Origin of the sequence: Pigmentiphaga soli (assembly GCF_039541095.1) — a bacterium.
GTDB classification, from domain to species: domain Bacteria; phylum Pseudomonadota; class Gammaproteobacteria; order Burkholderiales; family Burkholderiaceae_B; genus Pigmentiphaga; species Pigmentiphaga soli.
In genome coordinates, this window is sequence record NZ_BAABFO010000028.1 from 1 (window position 1) to 12,404 (window position 12,404).

The following is a 12,404-nucleotide window of genomic DNA, read 5'->3' on the forward strand; positions in this document are numbered from 1 at the left end:
CGCGCCCCCCAGGGGGCGATGCGGGCGGACCGGCGGAGCCGGATCCGCCGCATCCAGGATGGTGGGGTGCTTGCGGGGTGTGGGGCCGTGGGGGTAGGGCGCATCGGGGCAGTGTGCTGCTTTTATGCGCGGATCGTCGATCCGTATAGCCGTGCATGGGCAGGGGCATGCGGCGGGGCTTGCGTGGTCCGGAATCTCATGTGGATTTTTCGCCGCGGCGCTGCGCCGGCCGGCGGGCTTCAGTGACGCGCGCCGCTGTGGTGGCGCACCGTCGACGAGGCGTTGGCGAACAGTTCGCCGCAGTCCACGGCGTCGAAGTCGAAGCTCTTGACGCAGTAGTCGCAGTTGATCTGTACCCGGCCCTGTTCGGCCAGGATGTCGTCGATCTCGGCCTTGCCCAGCCGCAGCAGCACGTCGGCCACTTTTTCGCGCGAGCAGGTGCAGCGGTAGCGGACCTGCTGCGGTTCGAACACGCGCAGCGATTCCTGCCAGTACAGGCGGCGCACGATGGTGTCGGGCGTTTCGGCCAGCAGTTCGTCGTCGCGCAGGGTGTCCGCCAGCGTCTGCGCGCGGTTCCAGGTTTCGGCGGATTCGCCGGCCGGCGCGCCTTTGCCGCCCTGCACCGGCAATTGCTGCAGCAGCAGCCCGGCCGCGCAGTGTTCGTCGGCGGCCAGCCATAGCCGGGTCTGCAACTGTTCCGACGTGGCCATGTAGTGTTCCAGCACCTGCGCCACCGAATCGCCTTGCAGCGCGACGATGCCCTGGTAGGGCTGCTGGCCGGGCTGGCGGTCCTGGGGATCGAGCATGACCGAGAAGCGGCCGCCGCCGCCCGGGTTGAGCAGGGTCTGCAGCGTGCCGTCGGCAGGCACCGGATGGCCTTCGCGGATCTTGACGATGGCGCGCATGCCGAGGTCGGAGCGGCATTCCACCACGATCAGGCCGATGGGGCCGTCGCCTTGCAATTGCAGCACCACGGTGCCGTCGAATTTGAGGTTGGCGGCCAGCAGGGCGCCGGCGGCGACCAACTGGCCCAGCAGGCGCCGGACCGCGGGCGGGTAATCGTGGCGCGCCTGGATTTCGCGCCAGGTGTCGCGGATGTTGGCGACTTCGACGCGTACGGTATTGTCTTCGAACAGGTATTTCTTCAGCAGATCTGGCAAAACGGCTCCTGTGCGCATGCGGCGGGCGCGGATGGCGCCCGCGCGGCGGCGTGGCGGGCAGGGCGGTCGCCCCGGCCGCGGCGGCGGCGCGCGGTGGGCGCGCCCTCGTGACATTGTAGCGGCCGGCTACAATCCGGACCATGAAGCCGACTTCTCCGACGCCGTCTTTGCGCCATGCGGCGCTGGCCGTCGTGCTCGAATCCGACTACGGCCTCAAGGCCGGACTGGCGCGGACGCTCGACGCCGGCAGCTTCGCCGTGGACGCGGCGCCGCCGCTGGCCGAACCGCCCGGCGTGCCGGGCCGGGGCGCCGCGCCGCCGCTGGTGCCGCACCTGGCGATCCGCCAGCGTTCGGTGCGCACGCCGGAAGGCCGCGCGGCCTTGATCCATGCGCTGGCGCACATCGAACTGAACGCGATCGACCTGGCGGCCGACGCCGTCTGGCGTTTTGCCGGCATGCCGGACGATTTCTATCGAGACTGGGCCCGCGTGGCGGCCGAAGAGGCGCTGCATTTCTGCCTGCTGCGCGACCACCTGGCCACCCTCGGCCACGACTACGGCGATTTTCCCGCGCACAGCGGGCTGTGGGACATGGCCCGCCGCACCCGGCACGACGTGCTGGCGCGGATGGCGCTGGTGCCGCGCACGCTGGAGGCGCGCGGGCTGGACGCCTCGCCGGCGGTGCGGCAGAAACTGCTGGCGGCTGGCGATGCCGACGGCGCCGCCATCATCGACATCATCCTGCGCGACGAGATCGGCCACGTGGCCATCGGCAACCGCTGGTACCGCTGGCTGTGCGCGCAGCGCGGGCTCGACCCCGTTGCCGCCTACGCGCCCCTGGCCGCCGCCCACGGCGCCCCCCGCCTGCGCGGCCCCTTCAACCTCGAAGCCCGCCGCGCCGCCGGCTTCGACCAGGAAGAGCTGACCCTCTTGGACCAACCCTGATCCCCAGGACGCCGCGGATCCGGCTACGCCGGTCCGCCGGCGTCGCCCCTTGAGGGGCGGCCATAGGCCGCACGGGGTGGGCCTTCCCTTCCGGTCCGCCGGCGTCGCCCCTTGAGGGGCGGCCGCAGGCCGCGCGGGGTGGGCCTAACCCACGGGTTGCCGCGCTGCGCGCTCTTCTTCCTGCTGGCGCAGCACATGGCGACGCAGCCGGCCGTCGGCCGTGCGCGGCAGGCGGGCCACGAATTCGATGGCCGCCGGCGCCTGCCCGGGCGGCAGGTGGCGGCGGGCATGGTCCGCCACGGCCGCGGGCAAGAGGTCTTCTTCCCCTGTGCCGGCCTCGCCGGCGCGTACCACGAAGGCCTTGACCATCGGCCGTCCCTCGGCGCCCGTCACGGCGACCACGGCAGCGTCGGCCAGCTCGGGCAGCTGCAGCAGGCAGTCTTCGATCGCCTCGGGCGCGAAACGGTGTCCGTCGATGACGATGGCGTCTTCGGCACGGCCGGCGAACCACAGATAGCCGTCCTCGTCGGCATGGGCCAGGTCGCCCGTGCGGTGCCAGATGCCGCCGGAGGGCCGGCCGGCCTCTTCGCCGCGCCAGTAGCCCAGGAAGAAGGCCGGGTCGGGATGGCCGGTGAGGTCGTAGCGGTTGACCAGGATTTCGCCGACCGCCCCGGCCGGCAGCACGCGCCCCGACGGGTCGGCCACGACGACCTGGTGGCCGGGGTAGGGGCGCCCCATGCTGCCGGGCCGGGCCGGCCATTTGTCGCGGCTCTGGCCGGCCACGATGCCGACCTCGGCCTGGCCGTAGGTTTCGTTGGGGATCACGTCCAGCGTCCGCACGCAGCGTTCGAACAGGCCGGCGCCCAGCGGCGCCCCGGTCACCGCCAGCGCCCGCAGGGCCAGCTCATGGCCGCCGCCTTCGGCCGCCTGCAGCAGCGCGCGCAGGTCGGCCGGCGCCAGCGCAGCGTTGCTGACCTGATAGCGTTCCAGCAGCGCCAGCGTTTCGGCCGCCGTATGGGGCTGGCGGCTGGCCACCAGCGGCTGGCCGAAGTAGAGGCAGGGCAGCACGGCGCCGAACAGCCCTTGGGCGCCGGCCCAGTCGAATGCCGTCCACAGGATGTCGGTCCGCTGGGGAAACCAGTCTTGCGCGCTGACGAAGCCCGGCAGATTGCCGATCAGCGCCGCGTGCGGCAACAGGATGCCCTTCGGCGCGCCGCCGGTGCCGGGCGTGTACAGCAGCAGCGCCGGATCGGAAGCGGCCGTGGGCTGCATGTCGAAGGCGCTTTCCTGGCGGGCGATCAGGCTGCGCCAGGGCAGTACCCGTTCATCGTCGAGATCGATCCCGATCGACTGGCGCAGCAGCGGGCAGCGGTCCACCGCGCGCAGCAGAGCGTCGGCGCCGGCGGCGTCGACCAGCGCGATGCGGGCCTCGCTGTCGCGCAGGCGCTGTTCGAATACGGCGGCATCCAGGCCGGCCGACAGCGGCACGGCGATGGCGCCCATCTGGTAGACCGCCAGGTGGGCCACCAGGGCTTCGGGCCGCTGCGGCAGCGCGATGGCGACGCGGTCGCCGCGCTGCACGCCGGTGCGGCGCAGGCCGTTGGAAAGCCGGTTGGCGTATTCCTGCAGACGGGCGAACGTCCAGACTTCGCGCTGGCCTTGCGGGTCTTCGGCATAGACGGCGATGCGCCGCGCATCGCTGCTGGTATGGGTCCAGCGCCGGCAACAGACCTCGGCCAGATTGAAGCGTTGCGGCACCCACCACCGGAACGTGGTGTAGAGTGCCTCGTACTGGTCGTTCATAACCCTCCGCTCGCCGTTCGCGTCACTCGGATGACCGGACCAGTTGGCCGCCTCGACGCCCCGCATCGTTGATTTGTAAATTAGCAATAATCACTGACCTGATCGACATCCGCAATAACTTTCCCTGGCGGGGCCGAGGTTTGCCGCGGACTTTGTGGTAAGCAACTATGTATATTCCATGCGTTGCGGGACCGCGCCGATTGTTGCCCGTTCGTCGACCGCGCCATGGTCGTGTCGTCTTTGAACCACGCTTGGCGACCGCATCCGAAGCGCAACTCGTAGCAGATTTCGCCGCGCCCCGGATCCACGGCGGGAACGGCGCGCTTACAATCGATCCATGACCGGCAACATCGACCTTCACTGCCATTCTTCCGTGTCCGACGGCATGCTGTCGCCGGCCGCGCTGGTGGCGCGCGCCCGCGCCAATGGCGTCGACGTGCTGGCGCTGACGGACCACGACGAGATCGGCGGCCTGGCGGCTGCCGCCTCGACGGCGGCGGAGCTGGGCCTGCGCTTCGTGCCTGGGGTCGAGATCTCGGTCACCTGGGCCGGCGAAACCGTCCACATCGTTGGCCTGCAGGTCGACCCCGGATGCCCGGCGCTGGTGCAGGGCCTGGAAGACACCCGTTCCGGGCGCGAGCGGCGCGGCCGCGACATGGCCGCGCAACTGGCGGCGGTCGGCATTCCCGGCGCCTTCGAAGGGGCGCTCAAGCACGTCGGCAACCCGCGCCTCATCAGCCGCACGCATTTCGCCCGCTTCCTGGTGGAAAGCGGCGTCTGCGCCAACGTGCAGGAGGTCTTCGACAATTACATGGTCGAAGGCAAGCCCGGCTACGCGCCGATGCGCTGGGCGGCATTGGCCGACGCCGTCGGCTGGATCCGCGCCGCCGGCGGCCGCGCGGTGATCGCCCATCCGGGCCGCTACGACTACACCCCGCTGCAGTTCGATGCGCTGTACGACGAGTTCATCGGCCTGGGCGGCGAGGGCATCGAGGTCGTGACCGGCAGCCACACGCCGGAGCAATACCGCGAATACGCCGCGGTGGCGCAGCGCTACGGCCTGCTGGCCTCGCGCGGCTCCGATTTCCACGGCCCGGGCGAAAGCCGCGTCGATCTCGGCCAGTTGCCGCCGCTGCCGTCCCATCTCAAGCCGGTCTGGCACGACTGGCACTGAAACTTCCATGAACAAGGCGTTTGTCAAGGAATCCGAAGCGCCGGAGGACGACGAGCTTCCGGAAGCCGCCGCGTTGCCGGCCGGCGTTCGCAACTACATCACCCCGGAGGGGTATGCGCGACTGCGCGACGAACTGACCCATCTGATGAACGTGGAGCGGCCGGCCGTGGTGCAGGTGGTGTCGTGGGCGGCCTCCAACGGCGACCGCTCGGAAAACGGCGATTACCTGTACGGCAAGAAGCGGCTGCGCGAGATCGACCGCCGCATGCGCTTTCTCACGCGGCGGCTCGACATCGCCGAGGTGGTCGACGCGTCGGCCCAGCCGAACCGCGACCAGATCTTCTTCGGCGCCACCGTCACCTATGCCGACAAGGCCGGCGAGGAACACACGGTCACCATCGTCGGCGTCGACGAGGCCGAGCCGCTGGCCGGCCGCATCAGCTGGATCTCGCCCGTCGCAAGGGCGCTCACCAAGGCCCGCGAAGGCGACACGGTAACGCTGCGCACGCCCGCCGGCGTGGACGAACTCGAAATCCTGGAAGTGAGCTATCCGGAACCAGGCCCCCGGCGCTGATTCTTCCAAATCCACTCGCAAGAACCCAGAGACCCAGGATGCGGTGGATCCGGCTCCGCCGGTCCACCCGCATCGCCCCCTTGAGGGGGAGCAGCCGTAGGCTGCCAGGGGGTGGTCACCCTTTCACGCGGATGATGCGTTGCACCTGCGGCACCCGCCGCAGGTAGCGGATGACCTGCGCGAGGTGCTGGCGGCTTTCCACCTGGATGGTGAAGTGCACCACCACGGTGGACGAGGCCTCGTCCTGCATCGACACGTGGGTGATGTTGGCGTCGGCGGCCGAGATCTCGGCCGCGATGCGGCCCAGCACGCCGCGCTCCTGGCGCACCACGGCGTCGATGCGTACCGGGAAGTGCTTGGCTGTCTGGTCGTCCCAGGCCACGTCGAGCCAGCGTTCGGGTTCGCGCGCGCGCTGGCGGCGGGCGACCGGGCAGTCTTCGGTATGCACCACCAGCCCGTGGCCGAGCCGCACGTAGGCGACGATGGCGTCGCCCGGGATCGGCGTGCAGCACGGCGCCAGCTGCACGGCCAGCCCTTCGTTGCCCTGGATGCGGATCGGGTTGCCGGAGTCGTGCTCGTCGTCGGCCTGGGCCGTGGTGGCGATCGGGTCGCTGTCGGGCATGAAGCGCCGCGCCACCACCGCCGCCAGCCGCTTGCCGAGCCCGATGTCGGCCAGGATCTCGTCGCGCGAACGGGCGCCGGTGCCGCGCGCGAGCTTGTCCCAGACCGGGTCCTCCGGGTCGGGCATCGGCAGGCCGACCGACTTGAGCGCCTGGCCCAGCAGGCGGCCGCCGAAGGCCACCGACTCCTCGTACTTGACCGTGCGCAGGTAGTGGCGGATTTCCGAGCGCGCCTTGCCGGTACGCACGAAATTCAGCCACTGCGCATTGGGCCGCGAGGATTCGGAGGTGATGATCTCGACCGCGTCGCCGCTCTTGAGCTCGGTGCGCAGCGGCACGAACTCGGCATTGACCTTGGCCGCCACCGCCTGGTTGCCGACGTCGGTATGGATCGAATAGGCGAAATCGATGGGAGTGGCGCCGCGCGGCAGCGAGATGATCTTGCCGCGCGGGGTGAACACGTAGACGGCGTCGGGGAACAGGTCGACCTTGACGTGTTCGAGGAATTCGCTGCTGTCGCCGGTCTGCCGCTGGATGTCGAGCAGCGACTGCAGCCACTGGTGGGTGCGCTTCTGCAGGTCGTTGAGCGTGACGCCGGGCGACTTGTACAGCCAGTGGGCGGCGACGCCGCTCTCGGCCACCTGGTTCATGTCGCGCGTGCGGATCTGGAATTCGATCGGCGTGCCGTAGGGGCCCACCAGCGTGGTATGCAGCGACTGGTAGCCGTTGACCTTCGGGATCGCGATGTAGTCCTTGAACTTGCCGGGGACGGGCCGGTACAGCTGGTGCAGGGCGCCGAGGGTCAGGTAACACTCGGGCTGGGAATTGACCACGACCCGGAAGCCGTAGATGTCGAGCACTTCGGAAAAGGACTTCTTCTGCTCGGCCATCTTGGTGTAGATGCCGTACAGGTTTTTCTCGCGGCCGTTGACCTCGGCCTCGATGCCGGCCGCCGGCAGCGCGGCGCGCACGGCTTCCTGGATTTTGTTGACCAGCTCGCGCCGGTTGCCGCGCGCCGCCAGCACCGCGCGCTGCAGCACCTCGAAGCGGTGCGGGTAGATGGCCTGGAAGCAGAGCTCCTGCAGCTCGCGGTAGATGATGTTCAGGCCCAGCCGGTGGGCGATGGGCGAGTAGATGTCGAGCGTTTCGTGGGCGATGCGGCGGCGCTTGTCGGGGCCGACGGCGCCCAGCGTGCGCATGTTGTGCAGGCGGTCGGCCAGCTTGATTAGGATGACGCGTACGTCGCGCGCCATTGCCAGCAGCATCTTGCGGAAGCTTTCCGCCTGCTGCTCGGCCTTGCTGGCGAATTCCAGGCGGTCGAGCTTGGACAGGCCGTCGACCAGGTCGGCCACCTCGCTGCCGAAGCGTTCGATCAGCTCCTGCTTGGTGACGCCCTGGTCTTCCATGACGTCGTGCAGCAGGGCGGCCATCAGCGCCGGCGCGTCGAGCTTCCAGCCGGCGCAGATCTCGGTGACGGCGATCGGATGCGAGATATACGGTTCGCCGCTGGCGCGGAACTGGCCCAGGTGGGCCTCGTCGGAAAAGCGGTAGGCGTCGCGCACGCGGCGCACGTCTTCGGCGCTCAGGTATTGCGAGATGGTCTCGGCCAGCATGGCCGCCGAGACGCCGGCGGACAGCGGCTGGGCCACCGGCGGGGCCATGGGTACGACCTCGCCGGCGGCAGAGGCGGGCGACGCTTCTGCCGGCAGCACGGAACGTAGCGAAGGGACGGATAAGCCCATTGTCGTCAAGTCTGGAAAAACGGAACCGTGGGTAGACGATCCCGTCGGCCGCCGGGGGTTACCGGAGACGGGCCAGGGCTGCTCGACCAGTAGCCTTGACTATCAGGTAGGGACTTTCTTCAGCATTTCCAGCCCGGTCTGGCCGGCGGCGATTTCGCGCAGCGCCGTTACGGTGGGTTTGTCTTTGCTGTCGATCTTGGGGGCGTGGCCCTGCGCCAGCTGACGCGCCCGATAGGTGGCCGCTAGGGTCAGTTTGAACCGGTTGGGGATCTGTTTCAAGCAGTCTTCGACGGTGATGCGTGCCATGCGGGACCTCTAACGTTTAGCGGGGCGCCGATACGGGCGGGATGCCGAGCTGCGAGAACAGCCCGGCATGACGCGCCGCCTGTGAACGAAAACGCAGCCGGGCAGCGGATACGATGCAGTCGAGATCCGCCAGGGCTGCGCTAAAGTGTTGATTAATAATAACATATTCGCACTCGGGGGCATGGGCGAACTCCCCGCCGGCGGCCAGCAGCCGGCGCGCGATCACGTGGGGCTCGTCCTGGCCACGCTGGTTCAGCCGCGCTTCCAGCGCTTCGATCGACGGCGGCAGGATGAACACGCCGATGGCTTCCGGGAAGCGCGCCTTTACCTGGCGCGCGCCCTGCCAGTCGATTTCCAGCAGCACGTCGCTGCCGGCCTGGGTGGCTTCCAGGATGCCGGCCCGCGGCGTGCCATAGAAATTGCCGTGCACCTCGGCCCATTCCAGCAGCGCGTCTTCGTCGCGCAGCCGCTCGAATTCTTCCACCGTCACGAAATGGTAGTGCTGGCCGTCGCTTTCGCCCGGCCGCGGAGGGCGCGTGGTGCAGGAAATGGACAGGCGGATGTCGGGGCGCTGCCTGAGCAGCGCGTTGACCAGGCTGGATTTGCCGGCGCCGCTGGGGGCGACGACCATGAATACGTTACCGGCGCGTGGAGGCATGGCAGGAGCGGGCAAAAACGAAAGGATACCAATAAAGGCGCCGTGGCCCGCCGCCGGCCGGCCTAGCGGTTCATCTTCATCTGCTGGTTGCGGTCGGACAACGCGCGGATCAGGCCCTCGACCCCGTCGCGCGCGACGATGGACGAGAACTGGTTGCGGTAGTTCTGGATGAACCAGACGCCGAGCACGTTCAGGTCGTAGATTTTCCAGCCGTTGGGCGTTTTTTCCAGCCGGTAGTCCACCTGTACCGGTTCGCGCTGGCCGTCGCTGACCATGGTGCGCACCACCACGTCGGTGGCGCCGGGCTCGGCGCGGAACGGCTTCATGTCGACGCGCGCCTGCGGCGTGATATTCGACACCGCGCCGCCGTAGGTGCGGACCAGCATGTTGCGGAATTCCTGCACCAGGCGCTGGCGCTGCTCCGGCGTGGCGCTGCGCCAGGCGCGGCCGGCCGCCAGCCGGGTGGTGGTCTCGAAATCGACGTAGGGCAGGATCAATTCGTCGACCGCCTGGTTGACGCGGTCCAGCGAGCCGGACTTGAGTTCCTGGTCTTTGCGGATCGCCTCCAGCACGTTGTTGGCCGCCTGCTGGATCAGTTCGTTCGGCGGCGCCATGGGGTCGGGCGCGGCGGCCCGGGCGATGCCCATCGCCAGCAGCCACGCCGCCAGCAGCAGCCAGGCCGACAGCCATGAAAGGCGCCGGGCCGCGACAGCGTGGGCGGGGCGCCGGATGGCGCGGGCGATCGGGAATTCCATGTCTTTGCTCCTGTTTCGCGGCCCGGGGGCCCGTTCGGGCCGGGCGCGAGCCGCCGGCCTGCGCGACATCCTAGCAACAGGCAGGGCTCCCTGGAAGACCGACATGTAATCCATTTGTGTGCGGCGGTCTCGCCGCCGCCGTCAGGCCGGCGCCAGCGCCGTTTCGCGCCGGCCGCGGCCGATGCCGTAGTAGCGCAGGCCGCAGTCTTCCACGTATTGCGGGTCGTACAGATTGCGGCCGTCGAACACCGCGCGCTGCGCCAGCGTCTGCGCCAGCCAGCGGAAGTCGGGCGATTTGAATTCGCGCCATTCGGTCACCACGGCCAGCACGTCGGCGCCTTCGCAGGCGGCGCGCGCGTTGCGGCACAGCTGCAGCCGGGCGTCGGGCACGGCCTGCCGCACGCGTTCGGCGGCCACCGGGTCGTAGGCGCGGATGGTGGCGCCGGCCCGCAGCAGCTCGTCGATCAGGACCAGGCTCGGCGCTTCGCGGATGTCGTCGGTGTTGGGCTTGAACGCCAGGCCCCACAGCGCCACCGTGGCGCCTTCCAGGCGGCCGTGCAGGTGCTCGCGGATCTTGGCGGACAGCAGGCGCTTCTGGGCGTCGTTGATGGCCTGCACGCTGTCGAGCAGCGGCGTGGACTGGTCGTGCTCGGCGGCCAGCCGGGCCAGCGCCCGCACGTCTTTCGGCAGGCACGATCCGCCGTAGCCGACGCCGGCATACAGGAAGTGATGGCCGATGCGCGGGTCGGCGCCGGTGCCGTGGCGCACCGCCTCGATGTCGACGCCCACCTTCTCGGCCAGCCGGGCCAGTTCGTTCATCAGCGAAATGCGGGTCGCCAGCATGACGTTGGAGGCGTACTTGGTGAACTCGGCCGAGCGCACGTCGGTCACGATCAGCCGGTCGCGGTTGCGGTTGTACGGCGCGTACAGCGCCGCCAGCAGCCGCTGGGCCTGCGGGTCGTCGGTGCCGACGATGATGCGGTCGGGCCGCTGGAAGTCGTCGACCGCGCTGCCTTCTTTCAGGAACTCGGGATTGGAGGCCACCGTCGCGCGCCACGGCACGCCGCGCATGCGCAGCTCGGCGTCGATGGTGCGCTGGACGCGTTCGCAGGTGCCGACCGGCACGGTGGACTTGACCACGATCACGGTGTCGCGCTCGACGGCGCGGCCCAGCTCGGCGCTGGCGGCCAGCACATGGCTGAGGTCGGCCGAGCCGTCTTCCGTTGCCGGCGTGCCGACGGCGATGAAGGCGATGTCGGCATGCCGCATGGCCGGTTCCAGGCTGGCGGCGAAGCTCAGCCGCTCGGCGGCGACGTTGCGCACGATGACCGCGTCGAGATCGGGTTCGTAGAAGGGCACCTGGCCGCGCTGGAGCGCGTCGAGCTTGGCCGGGTCGTGATCGACACAGGTGACGCGGTTGCCGACGTCGGCCAGACACGCGCCAGTGACGAGGCCGACATAGCCGGCACCGATGATGACGATATTCATACCGTTTTTTTACCTTCCGCTTGTTGCAGTCTGCTGACACCGGACGGCGCCGGCCGAGTTGCAGCAAGTGGAATGCCCGCCCCGAAGCGCAGAGGCTATCGCCGGTGATACCAGACCAGGGACAGCAGTGCCGCGGCCAGCAGCAGCGCGGCGGCCAGCGCGCTGAGCAGCGCGCTGATTTCGGTTTCCTGGCGCTCCATCGTGAATTTCACGTTGAGCTTGTCGTAGACCTGGCGCAGCTCGGCGGCGTTGCCGGCCTGGAAGTACTGGCCGCCCGTCATCTTCGCCACGGCCTTGAGGGTGGCTTCGTCGATGCGCGCGAAGTAAGACCAGCCTTCGTCGCCGATCGGCGCGCCGCGGTTGGTGCCGAAGCCGACCGTGTAGACGCGCACGCCGCGGTCGGCCGCCATGCGGGCGGCTTCGATCGGATCGGGGCCGGTGGTGCGGCGGCCGTCGCTCAGCAGGATGATGGTGCCCTGGGTGTACGAGCCCGGCGCCACCGGCGGCCGTTCCTTTTTCTTGTCGGGCGCGGGCTTGTTGGCGTCGCGCAGCGCGCGGCCGTAGCGGATCGACGGGTTATTGAAGATGATCGATTCGAGGTCGATGCCGTCTTCAGGGAACAGTTGCGACAGCGCCAGGATCAGGCCGCTGCCGGTGGCGGTGGCCCGCTGCAGCTGGAAGCGGTCGATGGCGTCGAGCATGTCCTGTTTGTTGTCGGTGGGCGTCTGGACCACTGCCGCGGTGCCGGCGAAAGTGACGATGCCCAGCCGCACGCTGCGCGGCAGGTCTTTGATGAAATTGCGCGCCGCCGCCTGCGCCGCGGCCATCCGCGTGGGCTCGACGTCGGCCGCCAGCATGCTGCGCGAGACGTCCATTGCCAATATCACCGTCATGGTTTCGGAGGGCAGAACGACGGTGGCGGTGGGGCGGGCGCAGGCCACGATGGCTGCGCCCAGCGACAGCAGCATCAACAGGGGAGGAAGGTGGCGCCGCAGGCGGTGGCCGGGCCGTACGGCTTCCTTGGCGATCGCCAGGCTGGCGAACCGGATCGCAGCCTTCTTGCGGCGCGCGAGCACATAGAAGTACGCCGCGGTGAGGAGAGGCAGCAACAGCAGGAACCAAAGCAGATCTGGCCACAGAAACCGCATGTGTGCTCCTTGGCACAGAAAACGGGACGCAG

11 protein-coding genes are annotated in these 12,404 nt (G+C 69.3%); 3 read left to right on the forward strand and 8 right to left on the reverse strand.

The genetic code is table 11. From position 1 onward, the window contains the following. Nucleotides 1-239: 239 nt before the first annotated feature. The gene (gene hslO / locus ABD927_RS20955; protein WP_345251814.1) at nt 240-1,160 is read right to left on the reverse strand and encodes an Hsp33 family molecular chaperone HslO; all 921 of its coding nucleotides are present in this window, start codon (nt 1,158-1,160) and stop codon (nt 240-242) included. 140 nt (nt 1,161-1,300) lie between these two features. Here hslO and ABD927_RS20960 point away from each other — a divergent pair, with 140 nt between their 5' ends. Next, nucleotides 1,301-2,104 carry a ferritin-like domain-containing protein gene (locus ABD927_RS20960; protein ID WP_345251815.1) on the forward strand — a complete coding sequence of 268 codons (804 nt, stop codon included), beginning with the start codon at nt 1,301-1,303 and terminating at the stop codon, nt 2,102-2,104. Nucleotides 2,105-2,248: 144 nt separating this feature from the next. Here the strand turns inward: ABD927_RS20960 and ABD927_RS20965 are convergent, their stop codons facing one another. Then, nucleotides 2,249-3,907 (reverse strand): acetate--CoA ligase, encoded by a 1,659-nt coding sequence (locus ABD927_RS20965; RefSeq protein WP_345251816.1) that lies wholly within the window; start codon nt 3,905-3,907, stop codon nt 2,249-2,251. 337 nt (nt 3,908-4,244) lie between these two features. Here ABD927_RS20965 and ABD927_RS20970 point away from each other — a divergent pair, with 337 nt between their 5' ends. Together ABD927_RS20970 and greB are read left to right on the forward strand one after the other, a co-directional pair. Continuing rightward, on the forward strand, nt 4,245-5,081 hold the full coding sequence (locus ABD927_RS20970) for a 3',5'-nucleoside bisphosphate phosphatase (protein ID WP_345251817.1): 837 nt from the start codon (nt 4,245-4,247) through the stop codon (nt 5,079-5,081). A 7-nt stretch (nt 5,082-5,088) separates the two neighbouring features. Next, a complete protein-coding gene (gene greB, locus ABD927_RS20975; RefSeq protein WP_345251818.1) occupies nt 5,089-5,655 on the forward strand; it encodes a transcription elongation factor GreB in 567 nt (188 codons plus the stop codon). 115 nt (nt 5,656-5,770) lie between these two features. Here the strand turns inward: greB and ABD927_RS20980 are convergent, their stop codons facing one another. The 6 genes from ABD927_RS20980 to ABD927_RS21005 form a co-directional block, all read right to left on the reverse strand. Then, nucleotides 5,771-8,017 (reverse strand): RelA/SpoT family protein, encoded by a 2,247-nt coding sequence (locus ABD927_RS20980; protein ID WP_425570325.1) that lies wholly within the window; start codon nt 8,015-8,017, stop codon nt 5,771-5,773. Nucleotides 8,018-8,119: 102 nt separating this feature from the next. Continuing rightward, the gene (rpoZ, locus tag ABD927_RS20985; protein WP_345251819.1) at nt 8,120-8,323 is read right to left on the reverse strand and encodes a DNA-directed RNA polymerase subunit omega; all 204 of its coding nucleotides are present in this window, start codon (nt 8,321-8,323) and stop codon (nt 8,120-8,122) included. Between the two features lie 16 nt (nt 8,324-8,339). Next, the gene (gene gmk, locus ABD927_RS20990) at nt 8,340-8,981 is read right to left on the reverse strand and encodes a guanylate kinase (RefSeq protein WP_345251820.1); all 642 of its coding nucleotides are present in this window, start codon (nt 8,979-8,981) and stop codon (nt 8,340-8,342) included. A 62-nt stretch (nt 8,982-9,043) separates the two neighbouring features. After that, nucleotides 9,044-9,628: an MlaC/ttg2D family ABC transporter substrate-binding protein gene (locus ABD927_RS20995; RefSeq protein ID WP_425570329.1), complete on the reverse strand. Its 585-nt coding sequence runs from the start codon at nt 9,626-9,628 to the stop codon at nt 9,044-9,046. A gap of 249 nt (nt 9,629-9,877) precedes the next feature. Continuing rightward, on the reverse strand, nt 9,878-11,224 hold the full coding sequence (locus ABD927_RS21000) for a UDP-glucose dehydrogenase family protein (RefSeq protein WP_345251822.1): 1,347 nt from the start codon (nt 11,222-11,224) through the stop codon (nt 9,878-9,880). Between the two features lie 95 nt (nt 11,225-11,319). After that, the gene (locus ABD927_RS21005; protein WP_345251823.1) at nt 11,320-12,372 is read right to left on the reverse strand and encodes a VWA domain-containing protein; all 1,053 of its coding nucleotides are present in this window, start codon (nt 12,370-12,372) and stop codon (nt 11,320-11,322) included. Nucleotides 12,373-12,404 lie beyond the last annotated feature (32 nt).

Bases quoted from the DNA above. Each gene is read 5' to 3' on its own strand.
- ABD927_RS20960 (WP_345251815.1), top strand. From the start codon at position 1,301: ATGAAGCCGACTTCTCCGACGCCGTCTTTGCGCCATGCGGCGCTGGCC.
- ABD927_RS20965 (WP_345251816.1), bottom strand. From the start codon at position 3,907: ATGAACGACCAGTACGAGGCACTCTACACCACGTTCCGGTGGTGGGTG.
- ABD927_RS20970 (WP_345251817.1), top strand. From the start codon at position 4,245: ATGACCGGCAACATCGACCTTCACTGCCATTCTTCCGTGTCCGACGGC.
- greB (WP_345251818.1), top strand. From the start codon at position 5,089: ATGAACAAGGCGTTTGTCAAGGAATCCGAAGCGCCGGAGGACGACGAG.
- ABD927_RS20980 (WP_425570325.1), bottom strand. From the start codon at position 8,017: ATGGGCTTATCCGTCCCTTCGCTACGTTCCGTGCTGCCGGCAGAAGCG.
- rpoZ (WP_345251819.1), bottom strand. From the start codon at position 8,323: ATGGCACGCATCACCGTCGAAGACTGCTTGAAACAGATCCCCAACCGG.
- gmk (WP_345251820.1), bottom strand. From the start codon at position 8,981: ATGCCTCCACGCGCCGGTAACGTATTCATGGTCGTCGCCCCCAGCGGC.
- ABD927_RS20995 (WP_425570329.1), bottom strand. From the start codon at position 9,628: ATGGGCATCGCCCGGGCCGCCGCGCCCGACCCCATGGCGCCGCCGAAC.
- ABD927_RS21000 (WP_345251822.1), bottom strand. From the start codon at position 11,224: ATGAATATCGTCATCATCGGTGCCGGCTATGTCGGCCTCGTCACTGGC.
- ABD927_RS21005 (WP_345251823.1), bottom strand. From the start codon at position 12,372: ATGCGGTTTCTGTGGCCAGATCTGCTTTGGTTCCTGCTGTTGCTGCCT.